We start from the raw sequence: 23280 nt of genomic DNA, 5'->3' as shown, positions 1-23280 counted from the left end.
GGGAGGGCAGTTGAATGAAGGTATTAAAAAGAATCATCGTTTTAGTTGTAGCTATTGCCATTGTTGCTGGCCTAGGATTTTACAAGTATATCAATACTGTAACCTACTATAATGACCCAGGGACAAATGGAAATACTATTGGCAACCTATATGGAAATGGATTGTTCTGTGAAACAGATGGAGTAGTTTATTTTTCTAATCCAAATGATAAAGGCAGAATTTATAAAATGAATCCAGATGAATCTGATATAGAAATTGTCGCAGATGATAGCGTTTATTTTATTAACGCCGATTCACATTACCTTTATTACAGTCGTAATCACAACGATAATGCAGATTTCGTGCTTGATGTAAACACAGAAAGCTTGTGTAGAATGACAAAGAAGAATAAAAAGGTCATTATTCTTGATCAGGCAAACTGTAATGCGGCTGCTCTCGCTGGAAATAGAGTTGTATATTTTCACTATGATTCCGAAGATGCCACATCTCTTTACATGGTTGGTATCGACGGTGAAGAAAGAGTCCAGCTTTCAAAAGCTCCAATTGATCCACGATGCATGGTAGGCGAAAAACTTTACTATTCAGGTGTGGAACGTGATCACAATCTCCATAGTATGAATCTTGATACAAAGGATTCTACTTATGTTTCATCTGAGAATTTGTGGCTTCCAATCATCGATGGTAACACTTTGTACTACATGAACCTGGATGAAAACAATCGAGTTTTCAGAAGTACTCTTTCTGGCGACAACAAAACAGGTATAACCACATACGGTACATCAGGATACAATATCTCTGGCAATTACCTGTACTATCAATCCATCAAGGGAAATCCTGATGGTATTTATAGGGTTGATTTGACTACAGGTGCCGAGGTTCTTCTTGCTGAAGGTGAATTTAACAACATCAATGTAACTAGCAAATATGTATATTTTGCTGATTACTATTCAGGTACAACGTTCCATGTGGCAAATGGTAGCACAGAAGTTGGGCTATTCAATCCACCAATTTTAGCATTAGACAAGTAACAGAATAGGAGTAACATGAGAGACTTAGGAGACATCAGGGTAGAAATCGATCAGGTAGACAAGGAGATTCTCAATCTTTTCAACAAGAGAATGGAGCTTGCCTGCCAGGTAGCTGAGTACAAAATTGCTACAGGTAAAAAGGTTTACGACAAAGAGCGTGAGGATGCAAAACTTGAAAAGCTTTCATCCTATGTTGATGATGATTTTAGCGAGCAGGCTGTCAAAGAGCTATACACACAGATAATGTCCATCAGCCGCAAAAAGCAATTTGCTATTTTGCAAGAGCGAGGAGTATCTTTTGATACAGGCTTTACTCAGGTAGATAAATTCGATTTTTCTGATGCAATCGTTTGCTTTCAGGGAGTTCAAGGGGCTTATTCCCAGCTGGCAATGCTGGCGTTTTTTGACGACGAAATGAAAGACAGCTTTCATGTTGATTTATGGCGTGATGCCATGGAGGCAATCAGCACAGGCAAGGCGGACTATGCTGTTCTTCCAATAGAAAATAGCTTGGCTGGTTCTATTGAGGAGAACTTTGATTTACTTTCTGAATACAATGTTGCCATTATTGGCGAGCAGATTCTCAAGGTTGATCATGCTTTGCTTGGTGTAAAAGGTGCCACAATAAATGATATTAAAACAGTATACTCTCATCCTAAGGCGATAGCCCAGTGTGAAAATTACATTCGTAAGTATCACATTGATTGGGATGTTAAAAACCTACGAAATACAGCTATGAGTGCCCAGAAAATCCAGGATGACGGAGACAAGACTCAGGCTGCTATTGGTAGCAAATATAATGCAGTTTTGTATAATCTTGATATTCTCGAAGAGTCTATTCAGGATGATAAAAACAATGAGACACGTTTCATCATTGTTTCAAAGGATAAAAAATATAAAAAATCTGCAGATAAAATTAGTCTTTGCTTAGAGATTTCTCACGAACCAGGAAGTCTTTACAGGATTCTTTCAAACCTTATTTTCAATGGTATCAATATGAATCGAATTGAATCTAGACCAATTAAAGGCGTTAATTGGCAGTATAGATTCTTTATCGACATAGATGGCAATCTCAACGATGAGGCAGTTAGAAATGCACTTACTGGTCTAAAAGAGGAATGCGTAAGCATTAGAGTTTTAGGAAACTATTAATTTCGTATTGGGGGGAACATGAAATTATTTGCAAGCATTTACATTGGCTCTTATGAGACTACAATGAAAGTTTTTGAAGTTAGTAAGCAGAAGGGGATTAAGACTGTCGATACTCTTAAAATCCCTTCTGATATTATCAGAGATGTGCTTGAGCATGGCCGTATCTTACCTCAGACTACGGACAAGCTTTGTCATGTTTTAAATGATATGCGTCGCACTATGGAAGGCTACAAAGTGGACAGCTTTTCTGTAGTGGCAGGTCCTAATATTAGACAGGCTGAAAATGCTATCATCTTTCTTGAGCAAATAAAAATGCATACCGGATTTACGGTAAATGTTCTTTCAAATTCTGAGCAGCGATTCTTAGGATACGAAGCAGTTGCATCCACAGAGGGCTTCGAAGAGCTCATTAACGAATCCGCTGTTCTTGTTGATGTGGGTGGTGTCTCACTTCAAATCACTCTATTCTCAAAAGGGAAAATCGTTACAACTCAACATTTATCAATGGGTACAGTTTCCATAAGTGAGAATCTTAGGAAACTAGGCACTATATCAAATAATTCTTTTGAGCAAACCTACGAGATGATGTACAAGGAACTGGAAGTCTTCAAGACTATGTTCTTGAGAGATATGGTTCCAAAGTACATGATTCTTTTGGGGGTGCAGGTTAGTACCATTGCAGAGAGAATATCTAATTTTTCCTCAAAACAGATTAAAACAAAGGACTACCTTGAATTCTTAAACAAGATTAATAAAAACTATATTAAAGCATTCGAGCTTAAGCATGATGTTTATCTGGATAACGAAAATCTTATCGAGCCAATGGTAATGCTTTATAAAGTATTGGCTGAAACACTGGCTCCTGAAATCGTGTATGCTCCGGGAGTGTCTGTAAGTGAGGGCGTTGCGTATAATTATAGCTATTCCAAGAAATGGCTTACATCATCCCACGATTTTGATAACGATATTATTTCAGCAGCTTGGGCTATTGCCAAACGATATGATAGCTATCAGCCACATTTAAAGGCTTTGTTCAAGCTTTCCAGTGAAATATTTGATGCTATGAAAAAATATCACGGGCTAGGCAAAAGACAGAGAGTTCTTATGCAATGTATAGCTATTCTTCATGACTGTGGAAAGTATATTTCTCTATCAGAAGCATCAAGCTGTTCATATACCATTATTATGTCTTCTGAAATCCTTGGACTTAGTCACAAGGAGAGGGAGATAATTGCCACTACTGTTGAGTTTAACAGAAAGCCTGTTGAACCATATGAGAACCTTTCGGACAAGTTTACCCAGGAAGAGTACGTAACTATTCTGAAGCTACTTGCAATTTTAAAGGTTGCCAATGCTCTTGATAGATCGCATAAGCAGAAGATTAAAAATGTTTCAATGAGAGTAAAAGATAGAGAGCTTGTTATTTCTATAGAGGCTAACAGCTCACTTGCTCTTGAAAAGGGATTATTCAAAAAGAATGCAGATTATTTCGAGGAAATCTTTTCTATAAAACCAGTTCTTAGAGAAAACTAGATTTTTTAGGAGGCGTTATGGGAAGCAAAATCAATATTTCAGACGCAAAATACTATGATAATAGAGAACTTAGCTGGTTAAAGTTCGAGCTAAGAGTATTGAATGAAGCTATGGTTAAAGAGCTTCCTATTTTGGAGCGCATTAAATTCGTAAGTATAACTTCGTCCAATTTGGATGAATTCTTCATGGTTCGTGTAGCTTCTCTTAAAGATATGGAGCATGCAGGCTACACAAAGCCTGACATTGCAGGAATGACACCTACAGAGCAACTCATTGCAATCAACGAAAAGACAAGAGAGCTAGTAGAGCTTCAGTACAACATTTGGGGCAAGCATCTCAACCCGGCATTAAAGGAAAACGGAATCATCCTCTATGATAAATACGAGGATTTAAATGAAGAACAGTTGAAATTCGTGGATTCATTTTTTATGAGCCAGGTTTATCCCGTTCTTACTCCAATGGCCTTTGATGCATCTAGACCATTTCCACTTATAAGAAACAAATCTCTAAATATTGCAGCGTTGATTGAAAAGAAAAAGGGGTCTACAGTAGCAGGTAACGACAGTGATGATGTTGAGTTTGCCACTGTTCAGGTTCCATCAGTTTTACCTCGATTTGTATCCCTTCCATCAGACGAAAAACATCACGATTGCTTTATTCTTTTGGAACAGATTATCGAGCGCAACATGGACAAGCTTTTCTTAAACTACAATGTGGTTGCAGCCTCTCCATATCGAATCATGAGAAATGCCGATTTTTCAATTGATGAAGAGGGCGCAGAAGATTTGCTTTTAGAAATCGAGAAACAAATTAAATCACGACAATGGGGCGAAGTAATTCGTCTCGAGGTGGAATCTACTATTAATAAAAAGCTTCTTTCAATTTTAAAGAAAAATTTAGGTGTAAATGAGATAGATATTTATAAAATCAAGGGACCTATTGATTTAACCTATCTTATGAAGCTTTATGGAATTGAAGGCCATGGCGAGCTTAGAGCTCCAAGCTTTAAGCCTCAGAACAATCCACGCCTTAAACCAGGTGAAAAGCTGTTTGATGAGATTAAAAAGGGAGACATTTTCCTCCATCATCCATATGAAAGCTTTGACCCTGTTGTTGATTTTATTGCGCAGGCAGCCTTTGATCCACAGGTGCTTGCCATTAAGCAGACTTTATACAGAGTTAGCGGTAATTCACCTATCATAGCAAGTCTTGCCCACGCTGCGGAGAATGGAAAGCAGGTTACAGTACTTGTTGAATTAAAGGCTCGTTTTGACGAGGAGAATAATATCATCTGGGCAAAGAAGCTTGAGAAAGCTGGATGTCATGTAATTTATGGTTTAGTGGGATTAAAGACTCACTGCAAGATTGCTCTTGTTGTTAGAAGAGAAGATGATGGCATCCGCCGCTATGTTCATCTTGGTACTGGAAATTACAACGACTCTACAGCTAAGCTATACACCGATTGCGGTATGTTTACCTGTAATGAAAAATATGGCGAAGATGCTACCGCTGTATTTAATATGCTTTCCGGATACTCAGAGCCAGCAAGCTGGAATAAGCTTGTTGTAGCCCCACTTTGGCTAAGGGACACTTTCGTTACTTTGATCAATAGAGAGATTCGTCATGCCAAAGAAGGAAAGGAAGCTCGCATTATTGCTAAGATGAACTCCCTTTGTGACAAAGAAATAATCGAAAAGCTTTACGAGGCAAGCAATGCCGGCGTTAAGATAAATCTTATTGTTCGAGGAATCTGCTGCCTTAGAACTGGTATCCCTGGCGTAAGCGAGAATATTCATGTGTCATCAATTGTTGGCACATACCTTGAGCATGCACGTATTTTCTACTTCTACAACAATGGGTTAGAAGATATATACATGGGTTCAGCGGACTGGATGCCTCGTAATTTGGATAGACGTGTTGAAATTATTTTCCCAGTTGAGGATGTTATTTTAAAGAATAAAGTTAAGCATATTTTGGATGTTCAGCTTGGAGATACCCTAAAGGCTTATGAGATGACAGAGGATGGAAACTATGTTAGAATAAAGCCTGTTCGCGGCAAGAAGCCTGTGGGAGCACAGGAAACCTTCTGTCGAGAGGCAAAGAAAAATAACGAGCCAGAGATTGATTATTTCAAAAAGCGTACCTTTACGCCTATCTTTGGCAATGAGGTTTAAAATGAACAGAAAAATACTTGCAGTTGATTTGGACGACACAACTTTCGATGACAATAAGGACATCTGTAAGGCTAATCTTGATGCTTTAAATGCAATGCTTGATGCAGGACATGTGCTTGCTGTAGATACAGGCCGTCCTATACACGTCATGAAAAAGCTTTTAAAGCGATTTGAAGTTTTTGATAGAGAAAATGTTTATCTTTTAGGTTACCAGGGAACCGTTGGTACTAGAGCCACCGATGATGAAGTATTATTTGGACATTTCCTTGATAATGAAGCAGCAATAAAGCTTATGACTTATTCAAAAAACGCTGGCTTAACCACCATTATTTTTGAATTTGGTCAGATTTATTCTTTTTCGTTAAATGAAGATACAGACAGATATTCTGAGATTTCAAAGGAGCCAATTACTGTAATTGAATCACCTGAGGATCTCAGGGGCCATAATCTTACAAAGATGATGGTAGTTAATTTCGAAGACCATGAAAAGCTGTTCCAGTTTGAGGAAGCTCATAAGGCCGAAATGGAAGATTCATTTGTCAGCATGTTTTCAAATGTTGCTTTTCTTGAGTATGTTGGAAAGGATTCTAGCAAAGGTGCAGGGCTTGCAGAGCTTGCATCTATCCTTGATATAGATATGCAAGATACAGTGGCATGTGGCGATGAAAGAAACGATATCAGTATGGTTCAGGCTGCCGGTGTAGGAGTTGCTGTGGCAAATGCCAGAGATGAGCTTAAGGCAGTTGCAGACTATATTACAGTTTTAGATAATAATAATGGAGCTGTAGCAGAGGCAATCAACAAATTTATTCTTAATTCGTAGAAAATTGTTGACTCTGTGGGGGTTACGTGATATATTATTCATGTTGTGAAAACAAAGTAGAGTATCCACTCTCACCTTAGCACGTATATTTACAGTGACTTGGGTCTTATATTTCACACAAACCTTGTTTGTGATGATTTATGGTGGATATTCTGTATCCACTATTTTTTTTATTATTTGGAGGTAGTACCATTAGCGAATTAATGATTAATGAGCAGATTCGCGACAAAGAAGTTCGTGTAATTGGCTCTGATGGGGAACAGCTTGGCATTATGTCAGCACGAGAGGCACAGAAGCTTGCCGATGATGAAGGATTAGATCTTGTAAAGATTTCACCAAAGGCTAATCCACCAGTGTGCAAGATTGTTGATTACGGTAAATACCGTTATGAGCAGGCACGCCGTGAAAAGGAAGCTAAGAAAAAGCAGCATGTTGTTGAGGTAAAAGAGATTCGTATGTCTCCAAACATTGATGCTAATGATATGAACACAAAGGTAAATGCAGCTAAGAAGTTCATTTCAAAGGGCGATAAGGTTAAGGTAACACTTCGTTTCCGTGGCCGTGAAATGGCTCACATGCAGTCATCAAAGCATATCCTTGATGATTTTGCTGAGGCACTTGCTGATGTTGCAGTAGTGGAAAAGGCACCAAAGATTGAGGGTCGTAGTATGAGCCTGGTGCTTACAGAAAAGAAATCGTAATACAGGAGGAAATTTATCATGCCAAAGATGAAGACAAGAAGAGCAGCTGCAAAGCGCTTTAAGGTAACAGGAACAGGAAAGCTTAAGAGAAACAAGGCATACAAGAGCCACATCTTAACCAAGAAGACTACAAAGAGAAAGAGAAATCTTCGTCAGTCAGCAATCGTTGATTCAACAAACGTAAAGAACATGAAGAAAGTACTTCCATATCTCTAAAATAGATTTGGAAATGTTATTTATTTGGTTAGGAGGAATTTAAAATGGCAAGAGTTAAAGGCGGATTAAACGCTAAGAAAAGACATAATAGAACATTAAAGTTAGCAAAGGGTTACAGAGGCGCTAGAAGCAAGCAGTATCGTGTTGCAAAGCAGTCAGTTATGCGTGCCCTTACATCATCATACGCTGGTAGAAAGCAGAAGAAGAGACAGTTCAGACAGCTTTGGATCGCTCGTATCAACGCTGCTGCACGTATCAATGGACTTTCATATTCTAAGTTCATGTACGGTCTTAAGCTCGCTGGTGTTGAGATGAACAGAAAGATGCTCGCTGAGCTCGCTGTTAACGATGCAGAAGGTTTTGCTAAGCTTGTTGAAGTTGCAAAGTCTAAGGTAGCTTAATTTCAAAACAAACGATTAAAAGTCCTAGGATTATTCCTAGGACTTTTTGTTTGTTATGAAATTAAACTAATATGCAAGAAATATAATAGAAAACTACTTTAACATTTTCTAGTATTCTGTTAATCTATTATGTGGTAACGAACTTTAAGGAGGTGCTTTTATGGCAATATTAGTTACGGGTGGTGCTGGTTTTATTGGTAGCCACACATGTGTAGAGCTTCAGCAGGCAGGCTATGATGTAGTTGTATATGACAATCTTAGCAATGCATCTGAAAAGTCACTTGAGAGAGTAGAAGCTATTACAGGAAAGCCAGTTAAGTTTTACAAAGGCGATATCTTAGATAGAGATAGATTAAACGAAGTATTTGCAAACGAAAAAATCGATTCATGTATTCATTTCGCAGGTCTTAAGGCTGTTGGTGAGTCAGTTCAGAAGCCTTGGGAATACTATGAGAATAATATCGCAGGTACACTTACACTTGTTGATGTAATGAGACAGCACAACTGCAAGAACATTATTTTCTCATCTTCAGCAACTGTTTACGGTGATCCAGCAGAGATACCTATCACAGAAAACTGCCCTAAGGGACAGTGCACAAACCCATACGGATGGACAAAGTCAATGCTTGAGCAGATTCTTTCAGATATGCAGAAGGCTGATAATGAATGGAACGTAGTTCTTCTTCGTTATTTCAATCCAATTGGTGCTCATCAGTCTGGTACAATGGGAGAGAATCCAAACGGTATTCCAAACAACCTTATGCCATACATTACACAGGTTGCAGTTGGAAAACTTCCAGAGCTTGGTGTATTTGGTGATGATTACGATACTCCAGATGGTACTGGTGTACGTGATTACATCCATGTCGTTGATCTTGCAAAGGGACATGTTAAGGCTCTCAAGAAAATCGAGGAGAATGCAGGTCTCAAGATTTACAACCTTGGTACAGGAGTAGGATACTCAGTTCTTGATATTGTAAAGAACTTTGAGGAAGCTACTGGAGTAAAGATTCCATATTCTATTAAGCCACGTCGTGCTGGTGACATTGCTACATGCTACTCAGATGCTTCAAAGGCTAAGGAAGAACTTGGCTGGACAGCAGAGTTTGGCATCAAGGAAATGTGCGCAGATTCATGGAGATGGCAGAAGAATAATCCAAATGGATACGAAGATTAAAAAAAGTGCTTGACTTATGTCTGGCTACATAGTAATATATGTCTTGTCGCTGATAGCGGCAAGGCAATATGGTTCCTTGGTCAAGCGGTTAAGACGTCGCCCTCTCACGGCGAAAACAGCGGTTCGATTCCGCTAGGAACTGCTAAAGAAAGACACCTGATTTCAGGTGTCTTTTTTGTTATTCTTATATATTTACTAAGTCAAATTTACGAGTATATTCCGTAGGATATGCATTGCCTGTTTTTGATGTCAGGATAGTGCGGTAAATATCACTGGAAATAATATCGTATTTATTAATTGTTTCATTTGGTGCTGTAAGTAAAGGAGCAGATGATGCTTCTTTTATTTTACTAAGAAGGATACTTCCGTCTTTACTGAATCCTAACATTCGTATATACGATATATATCCGGCTTCCTTTGCGGTTTTGAAATCTTTTTCTGCAATACCCAATAGGATATGGCATAGCACACGGCTGATTCTGGAATATTCAAAGTTTTTGGTTTTTAAAACTTCGCAGAATTGACTAAAGGAAACAAATTCAGGCAACTTATTTTTGATTCTATCTGAAAGGTCGTTGTTGCAATCTAAATATTGCTCGAAGCTTTCTGTGGTAAGAAGCTTGTAATGAAGCAATTCTGAAATATCATCGGAAGTCACAAATGGACTGCTGTTATATAAATTTATTACTTCTTCAGGTACTGCTTCAAAAGATTTTGATAGCTTGTAATGCTGGCGTATTGAGCTGGCAGAGCTAAGCTGTCCAGATAAGCTTAAATCATTGTATTCGTTGCCCTGTCGCTTCATTACTTCTATATTCATATCCAGGTTATTAGCGAATATATACCTGCAGTATTCAATTCCTAAAATATTATTAGGAGAGGAGATAATATCTTCAGCTAAAAAAGCTTTTAAAGCCTTTGCTCTGGCAGTGGCAAAGCTAATTCCCTGAGATACGAGTGCATTTATTTCGTTGTTGATTTCACCGGAATTTTCAAGCTCCACCAGTTTTTTGCTTTCTTCAATAAACAGGCTTCTGCGGTCGCATTCTGCTGAAAATAGAATAGTGTCAACAACACCAGTGGCATTAAGCAAAGCAACTCCTGCTGACGCATATTCTCTTGCAGAGCTGGTGGCGAAAATGGTAGGGATTTCAAGAACTACATCGGCACCACAAAGAAGAGCGGCCTTGGCTCTTGAATATTTGTCGAAGCATGCGATTTCACCACGCTGAGTAAAACTGCCTGACATAGCTATAATTATTTGATCAGCGCCTAATACATTTCTTGCGTATTCAATCTGAAGCTTGTGGCCATTGTGAAAGGGATTATATTCCGCAACTATACCAATTACCATTTTGTTCCTCCGAAAATACTTTTACATGGGTATTATACATTAAAATTTGGTTGAGAAGACAAATTTTAGTGATATAATTAAAATGTTGTTTAAGAATACAATTATTAAAGAAAGAAAACATATAAAGAAAGGAACTTTATTATTATGAAGATCTTAGTTATCAACTGTGGTAGCTCATCTCTTAAGTATCAGGTTATTGATTCAGAGAGCGAGCAGGTACTTTGCAAGGGACTTTGCGAGAGAATCGGCATTGATGGACGTATCGTTTATCAGAAGGCTGGTCTTGATAAGGAAATCACAGAAATCCCTATGCCTACACACAAGGAGGCTGTTGCAGCTGTAATCAACGCTATTACAAACGAAGCTACAGGTGCTCTTAAGTCTCTTGACGAAATCGATGCAGTAGGTCACAGAGTCGTTCATGGTGGTGAGAAGTTCGCAGCTTCTGCACTTATCACAGACGAGATGATCAAGGTTGTAGAAGAGTGCAACGATCTTGCTCCACTTCACAACCCAGCAAATATCATCGGTATCAATGCATGCCGCGAGCTTATGCCAGGTAAGCCACAGGTTGGTGTATTTGATACAGCATTCCATCAGACAATGCCTAAGGAAGCATACATGTATGCAGTTCCTTACAAATATTATGAGCAGTACGGCGTACGTCGTTACGGTTTCCACGGTACATCACACAGCTATGTTTCAAAGCGTGTAGCTGAGATGGACGGATGCGACCTTAAGAACTCAAAAATCATCGTTTGCCACATTGGTAACGGCGCATCTTGCTGTGCAGTTCTCAATGGTGAGTCAGTAGATACATCAATGGGTCTTTCTCCACTTGAAGGACTTGTTATGGGTACACGTTCAGGAGATATCGATCCTTCAGCTGTTGAATTCATGGCAAAGAAGGAAGGTCTTGATTTTGCAGGCGTTATGAACGTACTTAACAAGGAATCTGGTGCACTTGGTGTTTCTGGTATTTCTTCAGACTTCCGTGATCTTATTGCTGCTTCAGCAGAAGGCAACGAGAGAGCAAAGCTTGCTATGGATATGATTGCATACCGCATCGCTAAGTATGTTGGTGCTTATGCAGCTGCTATGAACGGTGCAGATATCATCTGCTTCACAGCTGGTCTTGGAGAGAACAATGCAGGCCTTAGAAAGGCTGTATGTAGCCATCTTGGTTTCATGGGCGTTGAAATCGATGACGCTAGAAACGACGTAGCTGGCGAGGAGAGACTTGTTTCTTCTGACTCTTCAAAGGTTAAGGTATACGTTGTACCTACAAACGAGGAAGTTATGATTGCAAGAGATACAGCAGCTATCGTATCTGGCAAATAATTTCATCAAATTTTTGTAAAATTAATGCACTTTTTTCTTAAAAGTGTTTGACAAGCATATTAAAGCTTAGTATAATTGGCAAAGTGTGGATAGGAGATTTTATATGAAGATTTCTATTAAGGATATCACTTCATTACCTGATCAAAATAAGAAGTTTACTGGAACTTGCGACATACATGATTTTTCTTATCTTGGCAGTAAGTTTACTATCAATCGCACAGAGCCATTTGATGTAGTTTTGTCTATGATTGGTTCTGGAAAGCTTCATATCACTTTTACTACTAGTGCTAATATCACTGGTTCATGTGACAGATGCTTGACAGATGTTTCATTTGATGTACCTGTGGCTGTTGATGAAACTGTTGAGGTTTCAGAAGGGCAGGTAGTTCCAGATGAAGAAATAGGTCCTTACTCATTTGTTGATGGTGAGGAAATAGTTGTAGATGAACTCATATTAAACGAGATCTTAGTGAATTTCCCGGCAAAGATATTGTGCCAGGACGACTGCAAGGGTATTTGCCCAGTCTGTGGCAAGAATCGTAATATCGAGTCTTGTGGATGTGACGACACAGTCTTAGATCCTAGAATGGCACAATTTTTAGATGTCTTTAATAGCTTTAAGGAGGTGAAATAGCATGTCTATTTGTCCAAAGAACAAATCTTCTAAGGGAAGAAGAGATAAAAGAAGAGCAAACTGGAAAATGAGCAAACCAACACTCGTTAAGTGCAGCAAGTGTGGAGAGCTTATGGTACCACATAGAGTTTGCAAGAACTGTGGATCATACAACAAAAAAGAAATCATCGCAGTTGATTAATTTTAAAAACCTTTCGGAGTTTCCGAAAGGTTTTTTTATTTGAAATAATGCCTAATTTAAAGTATAATCTCTAAAGTATGTATGAAAGGATATTATCATGAGTGATTATACTATAGTTGCACTTGATGCAATGGGCGGAGATAACGCACCATCAGCAATGGTACAGGGCGCTGTTGATGCTGTTAATGCAAACAAAGCTATTAAAGTTATTCTTGTTGGTAAGGAAGATGTTATCAAAACAGAGCTTTCATCTTACACATACCCACAGGACCAGATTGAAATAAAAAATGCTACAGAGGTTATCGAGACAGCTGAGCATCCAGTAGCTGCTATCAAAAGAAAAAAGGATTCTTCCATGGTAGTAGGCCTTCACCTTGTAAAGGATGGTGAGGCAGATGCATTTGTTTCAGCAGGCAATTCCGGAGCTCTTCTTACAGGTGGTCTCGGTATTGTTGGTCGTATTCGTGGCATTGAGCGTGCACCATTTGGCACACTTTTCCCAGTAAAGACCGGCGTTGCTCTTTTGGCAGACAGCGGAGCAAATGTTGATTGTCGTCCTAGCCACTTGGTACAGTTTGCCAAGATGGGTAGCATCTACATGGAAAAGGTTGTAGGAGTTAAAAATCCTCGTGTTGCCATTGTCAATGTTGGTGCCGAAGAAGAAAAGGGTAATGCTCTCGTAAAAGAGACTATGCCACTTTTAAAGGAATGCGAAGATATTAATTTCATCGGTAGCATTGAGGCTAGAAACATTCCTAACGGCGATGCAGATGTTATTATCTGCGATGGATTCGTTGGTAATGTTATTCTTAAATTATACGAAGGTTTGGCAGGTACACTTATCACTGTTATCAAGGGTGGTTTGATGAGTACCCTCAGATCAAAAATTGGCGCTGCACTTGCGCTTCCAGCTTTAAAGAAGACTCTTAAAAAGTTCGATGCCAGTGAATACGGCGGAGCTCCACTCCTTGGATTAAAGGGCCTTGTTGTTAAGACTCACGGTAGTGCAAAGGCCGGAGAGGTTAGAAACACTATTTTCCAGTGTGTAACCTTCAAAGAGCAGCAGATTAACGAGTTTATTAGAGATAATATTGTTATAGAAAAGAAAAAGGAGGACTAGATAATGGAATTCGATTTACTCAAAGAGATTATTGCAGAGGTATTAAACGTTGATGCCGCTGAAATCACAACAGAGACTACTTTTGTTGATGATCTTGGTGCAGATTCACTTGATGTATTCCAGATTATCATGGGTGTTGAGGAAAAGCTTAACATCGAAGTTGATACAGAGGCAGCTGAGAAGCTTTCTACTGTAGGTGATGCAGTTGAGCTTATCAAGAAGACAGTTGCAAATAAGTAATTATATGTGTAAATGCGGCCTATTATAGGGCCGCAACAATTACACGTTTAGTGTCCACTTTCAGTGGACACTATTTTAAACTCAGGAGGTAGTATTTTGAATAGTTTAAAGGAATTTCAAAAGATTATCGGTTATGAGTTTAGAGACGAAAGCTTACTACAACAGGCTTTGACACATAGTTCATATGCAAATGAAAACCATATGCCAAAGCTTAGCGACAACGAGAGACTTGAGTTCCTTGGGGATGCAGTGCTTGAAATCGTTTCGAGTGAGTTTTTGTATCTAAATTATACCGAATTAAATGAAGGTAAATTATCTAGACTTAGAGCTAGCATAGTTTGTGAGCCTACTCTGGCTTACATTTGCAAGGAAATAAACCTTGGAGACTATGTTCGTCTATCTAAAGGTGAGGACATGACAGGCGGTCGAAATAGAAAGTCTATTCTTTCTGACGCCTTTGAGGCTACAATCGGCGCTATCTTTTTGGATGGTGGAATGGAGCCCGCTTCTGAATATATCCACAGGTTTGTCTTAAACGACATAGAACACAAGCAGCTATTTTACGATAGCAAGACCAGATTGCAGGAAGTTGTTCAGGCTAATTTTAAAGAACCACTTACATATCAGCTAATTTCTGAAACTGGTCCAGACCACGCTAAGGAATTTAAGGTTGAAGCCTTAGTTGGGGATAGAGTTCTTGGCTCAGGTGTTGGTAGCACCAAAAAGGCTGCTGAGCAGGAAGCTGCTTATGAAGGCTTGATGCGCCTCCACAAAGAAGACTCTATCAAGATTATATAATTAATTAGGGAGAATTTAATGTATCTTAAAAGTATTGAATTATACGGATTTAAATCTTTTGCACACAAGATGAAATTCGAATTCCATAATGGTATCACAGGTATCGTTGGTCCTAACGGTTCCGGTAAAAGTAACGTTGCTGATGCTGTTCGCTGGGTTCTCGGTGAGCAGTCTGCAAAGCAGCTTCGTGGTGCCAGCATGCAGGATGTTATCTTTGCAGGAACAGAGGCAAGAAAGCCTCTTTCATATGCATATGTAGCACTTACAATGGACAACTCTGACCATGTGCTTCCAGTAGACTACGAGGAAGTTACAATTGCTCGTCGTGTTTATCGTTCAGGCGAAAGCGAGTATCTTCTCAATGGTACACCATGCCGTTTGAAGGATGTGTCAGAGCTTTTCTATGATACTGGTGTCGGTAAGGAAGGATATTCTATCATCGGACAGGGCCAAATCGAAAAGATTTTGTCTGGTAAGCCAGAGGATAGACGTGAGCTTTTCGATGAAGCTGTTGGTATCGTAAAGTACAAAAAGCGTAAGGCAGCATCTGTAAAGAAGCTTGAAAGCGAGAGAGAGAATCTTGTTCGTGTAAATGATATTCTTTCTGAGCAGGAGCGTCGTATCGGACCTTTGGAAAAGCAGTCTGAGGATGCAAAGCAATACTTAAAATACAAAGAAGAGCTTAAGCGTATCGACGTAAACTCTTTCATGCTTGAGGTTGATAGACTTCAGGCTAATTTAGATGAGGTTGAAAAGAATGCAAATCTTGCTAGAGAACACATGGAAGAAAGCAAGACAGCTCAGGAGGAGATTCGTACAAAATACGACTCTTTGGAGCAGCAGATCAACGACCTTGATGTTGAAATCGAAACCTTAAAGAAGAATCAGTCTGATTCTACTCTTATGAAGGGCAAACTGGAAAACGAAATTGCTCTTTTAGAGGAGCAGATTCGTTCTGCTAATGCCACAGATGAAAATATGGCAAGCCGTATCGCTGAAATCGAGACAGATAAGGCAGATAAAGAAAGCCAGTTAGCAGATTTCAAGGCTGAAAAGGAAAATCTTGATAAGACATTGGAGGAAGCTGTAGAACGTCTCAATTCTGTTAAGACTAACTACAGTGAGCTCCAGGTTGCAATCACTTCGAATAACGAAAAAATTGAGCAGGACAACAAAGCTATCATGGAACTGCTCAACAATCGTGCTTCAATCAAGTCTAAGGAGCAGCGTCTTGAGACTATGCTTGAGCAGACAAACATCCGTAAGGCAAAGCTTAATCAGCGTCTCCTTGAAAGAAAGACTCGTGAAGAGGATTTGGATGTTGCTGTTGCCCTTGCAGAGGATGAGTTTAAGAATGCACAGTCACTTCTTCTTGAGCTTCAGGAAAAGGACAAGGAATTCACTGAAAAGGCAGCTGAATGGAAAAAGAAGAGCCGTGAGAATTCTACTGCATTACAGGCAAAGAAAGATGAGTTCGCTCGTGTTCAGACTAGATTAGAGTCAATCAAGAACATTGCAGAGCGCTATGAGGGATACGGTAATTCGACTCGTAAAATCATGGAGCAGAAGGGCAGAATCGATGGTATCGAGGGCGTTATTTCTGACCTTATCCATGTTGAAAAGAAATACGAAATGGCTATCGAGACAGCTCTCGGTGGAAACATTCAAAATATCGTTACAGCAGACGAAGCTTGCGCAAAGAAGCTTATCAGCTACTTAAAGGAAAACAAGCTTGGTCGTGCCACATTCCTTCCTTTGACATCTGTTGATGGAAGAGGCAATTTCAAGAAGACAGAAGTCCTTAATGACAAGGGAGTTCTTGGTCTTGCATCAGAGCTTGTTACATGTGATAGCAAGTTTGATGGTGTTGTAGCTTATCTTCTTGGTAGAGTTGTAGTTGCTGACAATATCGATTCAGCTATCGCTCTTGCAAAGAAAAACAACTACAGCATCCATATCGTTACACTTGATGGTGAATACCTTGCACCAGGTGGTTCAATGGCCGGTGGTCACTTCAAGAACAAATCAAATCTTCTCGGTAGAAATCGTGAGATTGAGGAGCTTGAAGGCAAGCTTGATGTTATCTCTAAGGAGATGGATGAGCTCAAGAACCGTGAGGGTGAGATTGAGACAGCTGTTGCACTTCTTGAAAGCGACAGAGATGACAACACTACAAAGCTGAATGAAGCAGCTATTGCTTTAAATACAGCAAAGCTTGGCTTAGACAGAGCAAATGAGCAGAAGAAGGAAAGCTTAACTGCTTACGAAGGTCTTTCTAAGGAAAGCGAAGAGCTTGAAACACAGCTCACTGAAATCGCTGCAGGCAAGAAGGAAATCGAGTCCGAAAAGCAGGAATCAGAAGATAAAGAAGCAGAGCTCAAAGCTGAGATCCAAAAGCTTTCAGACGAAGTTGATGAGAAGACTTACATGGAGACTTCTGTTAACAGAACAATGTCTGAGGTTCAGATTGAGGAGGCTAATGCTAGACAGAAGGTTGATTTCGTTCAGCAGAACTTAGACCGTATCACATCTGAAATCGAAAAGTGTGTTGCTGATATTGCAGTTATCAAAGAAAATGCTCAGTCTACAAAAGAAGAGACAGAAGCAAAGAAAGCCCGAATCGACGAGATTAAGGCTACAATCTCTGCATCTGACGAATCCTTTGGAAAGCTTGAGGAAGAAATCAAAGAAGCTGTTGCAAGAAAAGAAGAGCTTAATAACTCACACAAGAACTTCTTTGAACAGCGACAGGAAATCACAGATAGAATCTCTGAATTAGACAAGGAAATCTATCGTCTGGATTCACAGAGAGAGAAAATCAGCGATGCTATTTCATATCAAAACAACTACATGTGGAATGAATATGAGCTTACATATCATTCAGCAGAAGAATTAAAGGATCCAGAGTATAACGATTTGGATCAGATGAAGAAGGATGCTTCTAAAATCAAGAATGCTATCCGAGCTATGGGAAATGTTAATGTAAACGCTATCGAGGAATTCAAAGAGCTTTCTGAGCGTTACAACTTCCTTAAGGGACAGCACGATGATTTGGTTGAGGCAGAGGCTTCTCTTGTTCGTATTATCGATGAGCTTGATGAAGGAATGAGAAAGCAGTTTGCTGAAGGATTCAAGGACATCCAGGTGCAGTTCGACAAGGCATTCAAGGAATTGTTCGGTGGTGGACATGGTACACTTGAGCTTGTTGACAGTGAGGACTTACTTGAGACAGGTATTATTATCAATGCCCAGCCACCAGGAAAGAAGCTTATCAATATGATGCAGATGTCCGGTGGTGAGAAATCACTTACTGCAATCGCATTATTGTTTGCTATTCAGAACCTTAAGCCATCTCCATTCTGTCTCTTGGACGAGATTGAGGCGGCTCTTGATGATGCAAACGTAGATAGATTTGCTGGATACTTACACAAGCTTACAAAGAATACACAGTTCATCGTTATCACTCACCGTCGTGGTACTATGAACGCAGCAGACAGATTATTCGGTATCACAATGCAGGAGAAGGGTGTTTCTGCTCTTGTTTCTGTAAATCTTATCGAAGCACAGTTGGATGATTAATCCTTAGCTGGAGGTTATATGGCAGAAAAAATCAGCTTCTGGCAGCGCCTTATAAAGGGCCTGACCAAAACAAGAGACAATTTTATAAAGTCGATGGATTACATTTTCAACGGCTTTTCAAATATCGATGAGGACTTCTACGAGGAGCTTGAAGAAGTCCTTATCATGGGTGACATTGGTGTGCGCACTACAGAGACTATCCTCGACGATTTAAGAGAGGCAGTAAAAAAGGAGCACATCAAGGAGCCTGCCGAGTGCAAGCAGTTTCTTATCAACGAAATTAAAGAGCAGATGGCTCTCGATGAGACATCATTTGATTTTGAAAAGAAGACATCTGTTGTTTTAGTAATCGGTGTAAATGGAGTTGGAAAAACAACCACAATCGGAAAGCTTGCTGGAAAGCTTCAGGCTGCTGGTAAAAAGGTTATGGTTGCTGGCGCTGATACATTCCGCGCAGCTGCTTCTGATCAGCTTAAGGAATGGGCAGACAGAGCATCAGTAGATTTTATCGGTGGTCCAGAGGGCTCAGATCCAGCGGCAGTTGTTTATGATGCTGTTCACGCAGCAAAGGCTAGAAATGTAGATGTTCTCCTTGTGGACACTGCAGGTAGATTACACAACAAAAAGAATCTTATGAACGAACTTTCTAAGATTAACAGCACTATCTCAAAAGAATTCCCAGAGGCATATCGCGAGACACTTATTGTGTTAGACGGTACAACAGGCCAGAATGCCCTTGTTCAGGCTAGAGAATTCTCTGAGGTTACAGATATATCTGGTATTGTTATTACAAAATTAGATGGAACTGCAAAAGGCGGTATTGCAATTGCTATCCAATCTGAGTTAAAATTGCCAGTAAAATATATTGGTGTTGGAGAAACAATTGACGACTTAGAAAAGTTCAACGCAGATGAATTTGTTGATGCATTATTCTACGCTGAACAATAGTAAGCCACACAAGAGGGAGACTAATTATGCTTACATTGGACAAATTTGAAGAAGCCTCAAAGATTGTCACTGAGGTAACACACGAGACAAAGCTGGTTTACAGCGATTATTTTAGTGAGAAGTGTGGAAATATGGTTTACCTTAAGCCAGAGAATATGCAGCTTACTGGTGCATATAAGCTTAGGGGTGCATATTACAAAATAAGCACTCTTACAGATGAGGAGAGAGCAAAGGGACTTATTACAGCATCTGCTGGTAATCACGCCCAGGGTGTTGCATATGCAGCCAGCAAATATGGCGTAAAGGCAACAATCGTTATGCCTACAACAACTCCTCTCATCAAGGTCAACCGTACAAAGAGCTACGGTGCCGATGTTGTTTTATATGGTGATGTATATGATGAGGCATGTGAGTATGCTTACAAGCTTGCTGATGAGCATGGCTACACATTCATTCATCCTTTCGATGATTTAGCAGTTGCAACTGGTCAGGGTACTATTGCAATGGAAATCTTCAAGGAGTTGCCTCTTGTTGAGTATATTCTTGTTCCAATCGGTGGCGGCGGACTTGCAACAGGTGTATCTACACTTGCAAAGCTTCTTAATCCAAAGATTAAAGTAATCGGTGTTGAGCCTAGTGGAGCTGCTTCACTTCAGGCATCATTTGCAAAGGGAGAGGTTACAACACTTCCTTCTGTAAACACTATTGCTGATGGTACTGCAGTAAAGACACCAGGTTCAAACATTTTCCCTTATCTTCAGGAAAATATCGATGAGATTATCACGGTAGACGATGATGAGCTTATCGTTGCATTCCTCGATATGGTAGAGAATCACAAGATGGTAGTTGAAAACTCAGGACTTCTTACAGTTGCTGCATTGAACCATCTTGGTTTCAAAGATAAGAGAGTTGTATCTGTACTTTCTGGTGGAAATATGGACGTTATCACAATGTCTTCAGTAGTTCAGCAGGGTCTTATCTTTAGAGACAGAATCTTCACAGTATCTGTACTTCTTCCTGATAAGCCAGGTATGCTTGCAAAGGTATCACAGCTTATTGCAGATCAGCAGGGCAATGTTATCAAGCTTGAGCACAATCAGTTTGTTACAACAAATCGTTCTGCAGCTGTAGAGCTTCGCATCACTCTTGAAGCTTTCGGTACAGACCACAAGGAGCAGATCCTCAAGGCTTTGGATGAAGGCGGTTACAGACCAAAGATAGTTAGAACTTCACTTTAATAATATTAGAGGTGTAAAGTATTTATACTTGACACCTCTATTTTATTATAGTATATTATTTAAGGTCGCTAAAAGGAGAGATATGGAAGACAAGATTAAATCTGGTTATTTATATGATTTTTATGGTGAGCTTTTAACAGAGCATCAGCGTAGCGTATACGAGATGAGCATCAATGATGACTTATCCCTTGCAGAAATAGCAGATTCACTTTCCATTTCCCGTCAGGCGGTGCACGATATTTTAAAGAGATGCGACAAGCTTTTACAGGATTATGAATCTAGGCTCCATCTCGTAGAAAAGTTTATGAACATTAGAGGAGATGTCATTCGTATAAACGAATTGACAGAAGGAAATCCTAGCGAAGCTACTTTATCAGAGATTTCCCGATTATCTCAGTTGATTTTAGAGGAACTATAATTTATGGCTTTTGATTCACTTTCAGAAAAGCTTCAAGGCGTATTTAAGAATCTAAGAAGCAAGGGCAGACTTACAGAAGCTGACGTTAAGGCTGCTTTAAAGGAAGTTAAGATGGCACTTCTTGAGGCCGATGTTAACTTCAAGGTTGTAAAGCAATTTACAAACACTGTCACAGAGCGAGCAATTGGTTCAGATGTTATGAACGGCTTGAATCCCGGGCAGATGGTTATAAAGATTGTAAACGAAGAGCTTGTTAATTTAATGGGCTCAGAAGTTACAGATATCACTTTTGGCACAGGCGGCGCCATCACCACAATCATGATGGTTGGTCTTCAGGGTGCCGGTAAAACAACTACCACAGCAAAGCTTGCTGGCAAGGTAAAACAAAAGGGCAAAAAGCCTTTATTGGTAGCTTGTGATATTTATCGTCCTGCAGCTATAGAGCAGTTACAGATAAACGGTAAAAAGCAGGATGTTGAGGTTTTCTCTTTAGGAGATAAAGAAAAGCCTGTAAAGATTGCCAAAGAGGCAATGGCTTACGCTAAAAAGAACGGCTTCGATGTTGTTATCTTCGATACAGCCGGTCGTCTTCACATAGACGAGGATATGATGAATGAGCTCGCAGCTATAAAGAGCAATATCGATATCCTCAATACCATTTTGGTAGTTGATGCCATGACAGGTCAGGATGCAGTTAATGTTTCAGCTACATTCGATGAAAAGATTGGCATTGATGGAGTAATCATCACAAAGCTTGATGGTGATACTCGAGGCGGTGCAGCCCTTTCTATTAAGGCTGTCACAGGAAAGCCGATTCTTTACGCTGGTATGGGTGAAAAGCTTTCAGATTTGGAGCAGTTCCATCCAGACAGAATGGCGAGCCGAATCCTTGGCATGGGTGATGTACTTTCACTCATCGAAAAGGCGGAGGCAGAAATCGATAAGGATGCAGCAATGCAGCTTTCAAAGAAAGTAAAGAAAGCATCATTCGATTTCAACGATTATCTCACTTCTATGGAGCAGATGAAAAAGCTTGGTGGCCTTTCATCCATCCTTGGAATGATGCCTGGTATCAATTCTAGCCAGTTGGCTCAGATTGAAGGGGCTGTGGATGATAAAAAGCTTGCACACATCGAAGCTATCATCCTTTCCATGACTCCTGCAGAGCGTGAGAATCCAAAATTACTAAATCCTAGCAGAAAGCACAGAATTGCTGCTGGAGCTGGTTTAGATATAGCAGAGGTTAATCGCTTCGTTAAACAATTCGAACAATCAAAGAAGATGATGAAGCAGATGCCAAATATGATGGGCAAGGGACGCCGCGGAATGCGCTTCCCATTTTAGCCAAGACCATTTAGTTTTATTATTTAGGAGGAATTAAAAATGGCAGTAAAGATTAGATTAAAGAGAATGGGTCAGAAGAAGAGACCAATCTACAGAATCGTAGTAGCAGATGCAAGAGCACCTCGTGACGGTAGAAACATCGATGAGATCGGTACATACGATCCTAACCAGGAGCCAGCAGCAGTTACAGTTGATGCTGAGGCAGCTAAGAAGTGGATCTCAAACGGCGCAAAGCCAACAGAGACAGTTGCTAGACTTTTCAAGCAGGCAGGCGTTCAGTAAACACTCGAAAGGAATGAATAGTGATGAAAGAATTAGTTGAAGTAATTGCTAAGTCACTTGTAGACAATCCTGAGGAGGTTGTAGTTTCAGAGAAGGAAGACGCTAAATCAATCGTTGTTGAGCTTCGCGTTGCACCATCTGATATGGGTAAGGTTATTGGAAAGCAGGGCAGAATTGCCAAGGCTATCCGCGCTGTAGTAAAGGCTGCAGCCTCAAAGATTGACAAGAAAGTTATCGTTGATATTGTTGACGTTGACTAATGTTGTAGGAACCTGAGTTTTGATATGTACCCAGAATCCTGGACACATATTTATGAACTAGGCTAAACACATGGATGCTACCCTGTATTGTACAGGTGGCATCCATTTTGTTTTTGCCTGAATTCTTTTGTTATTATAGTAATCTATATATTCTTCAACTGCTTTTGAGAATTCTTCAAAAGAAGAATAATCTTTCTCATAGCCATAATACATCTCATTTTTTAATCTTCCAAAGAATGTCTCCATAATACAATTATCATAGCAGTTACCTTTACGAGACATGGATTGGATAATACCATGCTCCTTTAAAGCAGTTCTATAGTAAGTATGTTGATACT

The 23280-nt window shown here is 39.8% G+C and carries 24 protein-coding genes and 1 tRNA gene; 23 read left to right on the top strand and 2 right to left on the bottom strand.

Features of this window, described 5'->3' with window-relative positions; translation table 11 throughout:
- Positions 1-14 precede the first annotated feature (14 nt).
- From CRN97_RS11275 to CRN97_RS11230, 10 genes are all read left to right on the top strand, one after another.
- The gene (locus CRN97_RS11275; RefSeq protein ID WP_097076954.1) at positions 15-1028 is read left to right on the top strand and encodes a DUF5050 domain-containing protein; all 1014 of its coding nucleotides are present in this window, start codon (positions 15-17) and stop codon (positions 1026-1028) included.
- A 15-nt stretch (positions 1029-1043) separates the two neighbouring features.
- Entirely contained in the window at positions 1044-2180 is a 1137-nt protein-coding gene (gene pheA / locus CRN97_RS11270) for a prephenate dehydratase (protein WP_090394016.1), read from the top strand.
- Positions 2181-2198: 18 nt separating this feature from the next.
- On the top strand, positions 2199-3713 hold the full coding sequence (locus CRN97_RS11265) for a Ppx/GppA phosphatase family protein (RefSeq protein ID WP_044934222.1): 1515 nt from the start codon (positions 2199-2201) through the stop codon (positions 3711-3713).
- 17 nt (positions 3714-3730) lie between these two features.
- Entirely contained in the window at positions 3731-5887 is a 2157-nt protein-coding gene (locus CRN97_RS11260; protein ID WP_097076953.1) for an RNA degradosome polyphosphate kinase, read from the top strand.
- A gap of 1 nt (position 5888) precedes the next feature.
- Entirely contained in the window at positions 5889-6710 is an 822-nt protein-coding gene (locus tag CRN97_RS11255; protein WP_179670745.1) for a Cof-type HAD-IIB family hydrolase, read from the top strand.
- A gap of 203 nt (positions 6711-6913) precedes the next feature.
- Complete coding sequence (infC, locus tag CRN97_RS11250) at positions 6914-7411, top strand: translation initiation factor IF-3 (protein ID WP_033154017.1); 498 nt, start codon at positions 6914-6916, stop codon at positions 7409-7411.
- An 18-nt stretch (positions 7412-7429) separates the two neighbouring features.
- The gene (gene rpmI / locus CRN97_RS11245) at positions 7430-7627 is read left to right on the top strand and encodes a 50S ribosomal protein L35 (protein WP_028236330.1); all 198 of its coding nucleotides are present in this window, start codon (positions 7430-7432) and stop codon (positions 7625-7627) included.
- A gap of 44 nt (positions 7628-7671) precedes the next feature.
- A complete protein-coding gene (rplT, locus tag CRN97_RS11240; RefSeq protein ID WP_033154018.1) occupies positions 7672-8028 on the top strand; it encodes a 50S ribosomal protein L20 in 357 nt (118 codons plus the stop codon).
- Between the two features lie 160 nt (positions 8029-8188).
- Entirely contained in the window at positions 8189-9205 is a 1017-nt protein-coding gene (galE, locus tag CRN97_RS11235; protein ID WP_097076951.1) for a UDP-glucose 4-epimerase GalE, read from the top strand.
- A gap of 70 nt (positions 9206-9275) precedes the next feature.
- A tRNA-Glu gene (locus tag CRN97_RS11230) sits at positions 9276-9347 on the top strand.
- Positions 9348-9389: 42 nt separating this feature from the next.
- On the opposite strand, the gene CRN97_RS11225 is transcribed toward CRN97_RS11230, so the two are convergent.
- Positions 9390-10559 (bottom strand): tRNA(Met) cytidine acetate ligase, encoded by a 1170-nt coding sequence (locus tag CRN97_RS11225; protein WP_097076950.1) that lies wholly within the window; start codon positions 10557-10559, stop codon positions 9390-9392.
- A 144-nt stretch (positions 10560-10703) separates the two neighbouring features.
- Between CRN97_RS11225 and CRN97_RS11220 the strand changes: the two genes are divergently transcribed.
- The 13 genes from CRN97_RS11220 (at position 10704) to CRN97_RS11160 (ending at position 22942) form a co-directional block, all read left to right on the top strand.
- A complete protein-coding gene (locus CRN97_RS11220) occupies positions 10704-11900 on the top strand; it encodes an acetate/propionate family kinase (protein WP_044934233.1) in 1197 nt (398 codons plus the stop codon).
- A gap of 103 nt (positions 11901-12003) precedes the next feature.
- Positions 12004-12534, top strand: coding sequence for a YceD family protein (locus tag CRN97_RS11215; protein WP_049960241.1), 531 nt, complete (start codon positions 12004-12006; stop codon positions 12532-12534).
- A gap of 1 nt (position 12535) precedes the next feature.
- Entirely contained in the window at positions 12536-12715 is a 180-nt protein-coding gene (rpmF, locus tag CRN97_RS11210; protein ID WP_033154022.1) for a 50S ribosomal protein L32, read from the top strand.
- 97 nt (positions 12716-12812) lie between these two features.
- Complete coding sequence (plsX, locus tag CRN97_RS11205) at positions 12813-13835, top strand: phosphate acyltransferase PlsX (protein WP_097076949.1); 1023 nt, start codon at positions 12813-12815, stop codon at positions 13833-13835.
- Between the two features lie 3 nt (positions 13836-13838).
- Positions 13839-14075, top strand: coding sequence for an acyl carrier protein (acpP, locus tag CRN97_RS11200; protein WP_033154024.1), 237 nt, complete (start codon positions 13839-13841; stop codon positions 14073-14075).
- Positions 14076-14171: 96 nt separating this feature from the next.
- On the top strand, positions 14172-14873 hold the full coding sequence (gene rnc / locus CRN97_RS11195; RefSeq protein WP_044934237.1) for a ribonuclease III: 702 nt from the start codon (positions 14172-14174) through the stop codon (positions 14871-14873).
- 18 nt (positions 14874-14891) lie between these two features.
- Complete coding sequence (gene smc, locus CRN97_RS11190) at positions 14892-18452, top strand: chromosome segregation protein SMC (RefSeq protein WP_097076948.1); 3561 nt, start codon at positions 14892-14894, stop codon at positions 18450-18452.
- Between the two features lie 18 nt (positions 18453-18470).
- Positions 18471-19400: a signal recognition particle-docking protein FtsY gene (gene ftsY / locus CRN97_RS11185; RefSeq protein WP_033154027.1), complete on the top strand. Its 930-nt coding sequence runs from the start codon at positions 18471-18473 to the stop codon at positions 19398-19400.
- A gap of 26 nt (positions 19401-19426) precedes the next feature.
- Positions 19427-20638: a threonine ammonia-lyase gene (gene ilvA / locus CRN97_RS11180; RefSeq protein WP_090394010.1), complete on the top strand. Its 1212-nt coding sequence runs from the start codon at positions 19427-19429 to the stop codon at positions 20636-20638.
- A gap of 82 nt (positions 20639-20720) precedes the next feature.
- On the top strand, positions 20721-21056 hold the full coding sequence (gene ylxM, locus CRN97_RS11175; protein ID WP_033154029.1) for a YlxM family DNA-binding protein: 336 nt from the start codon (positions 20721-20723) through the stop codon (positions 21054-21056).
- A gap of 3 nt (positions 21057-21059) precedes the next feature.
- The gene (ffh, locus tag CRN97_RS11170; protein WP_033154030.1) at positions 21060-22400 is read left to right on the top strand and encodes a signal recognition particle protein; all 1341 of its coding nucleotides are present in this window, start codon (positions 21060-21062) and stop codon (positions 22398-22400) included.
- Positions 22401-22439: 39 nt separating this feature from the next.
- Positions 22440-22682 (top strand): 30S ribosomal protein S16, encoded by a 243-nt coding sequence (gene rpsP, locus CRN97_RS11165; protein ID WP_033154031.1) that lies wholly within the window; start codon positions 22440-22442, stop codon positions 22680-22682.
- A 23-nt stretch (positions 22683-22705) separates the two neighbouring features.
- Complete coding sequence (locus tag CRN97_RS11160) at positions 22706-22942, top strand: KH domain-containing protein (protein WP_033154032.1); 237 nt, start codon at positions 22706-22708, stop codon at positions 22940-22942.
- A gap of 57 nt (positions 22943-22999) precedes the next feature.
- Here the strand turns inward: CRN97_RS11160 and CRN97_RS11155 are convergent.
- A partial coding sequence (locus CRN97_RS11155) for an IS3 family transposase (RefSeq protein ID WP_143483228.1) occupies positions 23000-23280 on the bottom strand: 281 nt, incomplete at its 5' end.

Source organism: Pseudobutyrivibrio ruminis DSM 9787, assembly GCF_900218035.1.
Classification (GTDB): Bacteria; Bacillota; Clostridia; order Lachnospirales; family Lachnospiraceae; genus Pseudobutyrivibrio; species Pseudobutyrivibrio ruminis.
This window is presented reverse-complemented; position numbering and strand designations above follow the sequence as displayed.

What these genes read in the sequence shown, in the direction of transcription:
- CRN97_RS11215 (WP_049960241.1), top strand. Translation starts at nt 12,004, where the DNA reads ATGAAGATTTCTATTAAGGATATCACTTCATTACCTGATCAAAATAAG.
- CRN97_RS11160 (WP_033154032.1), top strand. Translation starts at nt 22,706, where the DNA reads ATGAAAGAATTAGTTGAAGTAATTGCTAAGTCACTTGTAGACAATCCT.
- CRN97_RS11255 (WP_179670745.1), top strand. Translation starts at nt 5,889, where the DNA reads ATGAACAGAAAAATACTTGCAGTTGATTTGGACGACACAACTTTCGAT.
- ffh (WP_033154030.1), top strand. Translation starts at nt 21,060, where the DNA reads ATGGCTTTTGATTCACTTTCAGAAAAGCTTCAAGGCGTATTTAAGAAT.
- CRN97_RS11260 (WP_097076953.1), top strand. Translation starts at nt 3,731, where the DNA reads ATGGGAAGCAAAATCAATATTTCAGACGCAAAATACTATGATAATAGA.
- infC (WP_033154017.1), top strand. Translation starts at nt 6,914, where the DNA reads ATGATTAATGAGCAGATTCGCGACAAAGAAGTTCGTGTAATTGGCTCT.
- pheA (WP_090394016.1), top strand. Translation starts at nt 1,044, where the DNA reads ATGAGAGACTTAGGAGACATCAGGGTAGAAATCGATCAGGTAGACAAG.
- ilvA (WP_090394010.1), top strand. Translation starts at nt 19,427, where the DNA reads ATGCTTACATTGGACAAATTTGAAGAAGCCTCAAAGATTGTCACTGAG.
- CRN97_RS11275 (WP_097076954.1), top strand. Translation starts at nt 15, where the DNA reads ATGAAGGTATTAAAAAGAATCATCGTTTTAGTTGTAGCTATTGCCATT.
- ftsY (WP_033154027.1), top strand. Translation starts at nt 18,471, where the DNA reads ATGGCAGAAAAAATCAGCTTCTGGCAGCGCCTTATAAAGGGCCTGACC.
- smc (WP_097076948.1), top strand. Translation starts at nt 14,892, where the DNA reads ATGTATCTTAAAAGTATTGAATTATACGGATTTAAATCTTTTGCACAC.
- plsX (WP_097076949.1), top strand. Translation starts at nt 12,813, where the DNA reads ATGAGTGATTATACTATAGTTGCACTTGATGCAATGGGCGGAGATAAC.
- CRN97_RS11225 (WP_097076950.1), bottom strand. Translation starts at nt 10,559, where the DNA reads ATGGTAATTGGTATAGTTGCGGAATATAATCCCTTTCACAATGGCCAC.
- ylxM (WP_033154029.1), top strand. Translation starts at nt 20,721, where the DNA reads ATGGAAGACAAGATTAAATCTGGTTATTTATATGATTTTTATGGTGAG.
- rpmF (WP_033154022.1), top strand. Translation starts at nt 12,536, where the DNA reads ATGTCTATTTGTCCAAAGAACAAATCTTCTAAGGGAAGAAGAGATAAA.
- acpP (WP_033154024.1), top strand. Translation starts at nt 13,839, where the DNA reads ATGGAATTCGATTTACTCAAAGAGATTATTGCAGAGGTATTAAACGTT.
- rpmI (WP_028236330.1), top strand. Translation starts at nt 7,430, where the DNA reads ATGCCAAAGATGAAGACAAGAAGAGCAGCTGCAAAGCGCTTTAAGGTA.
- galE (WP_097076951.1), top strand. Translation starts at nt 8,189, where the DNA reads ATGGCAATATTAGTTACGGGTGGTGCTGGTTTTATTGGTAGCCACACA.
- CRN97_RS11220 (WP_044934233.1), top strand. Translation starts at nt 10,704, where the DNA reads ATGAAGATCTTAGTTATCAACTGTGGTAGCTCATCTCTTAAGTATCAG.
- CRN97_RS11265 (WP_044934222.1), top strand. Translation starts at nt 2,199, where the DNA reads ATGAAATTATTTGCAAGCATTTACATTGGCTCTTATGAGACTACAATG.
- rplT (WP_033154018.1), top strand. Translation starts at nt 7,672, where the DNA reads ATGGCAAGAGTTAAAGGCGGATTAAACGCTAAGAAAAGACATAATAGA.
- rpsP (WP_033154031.1), top strand. Translation starts at nt 22,440, where the DNA reads ATGGCAGTAAAGATTAGATTAAAGAGAATGGGTCAGAAGAAGAGACCA.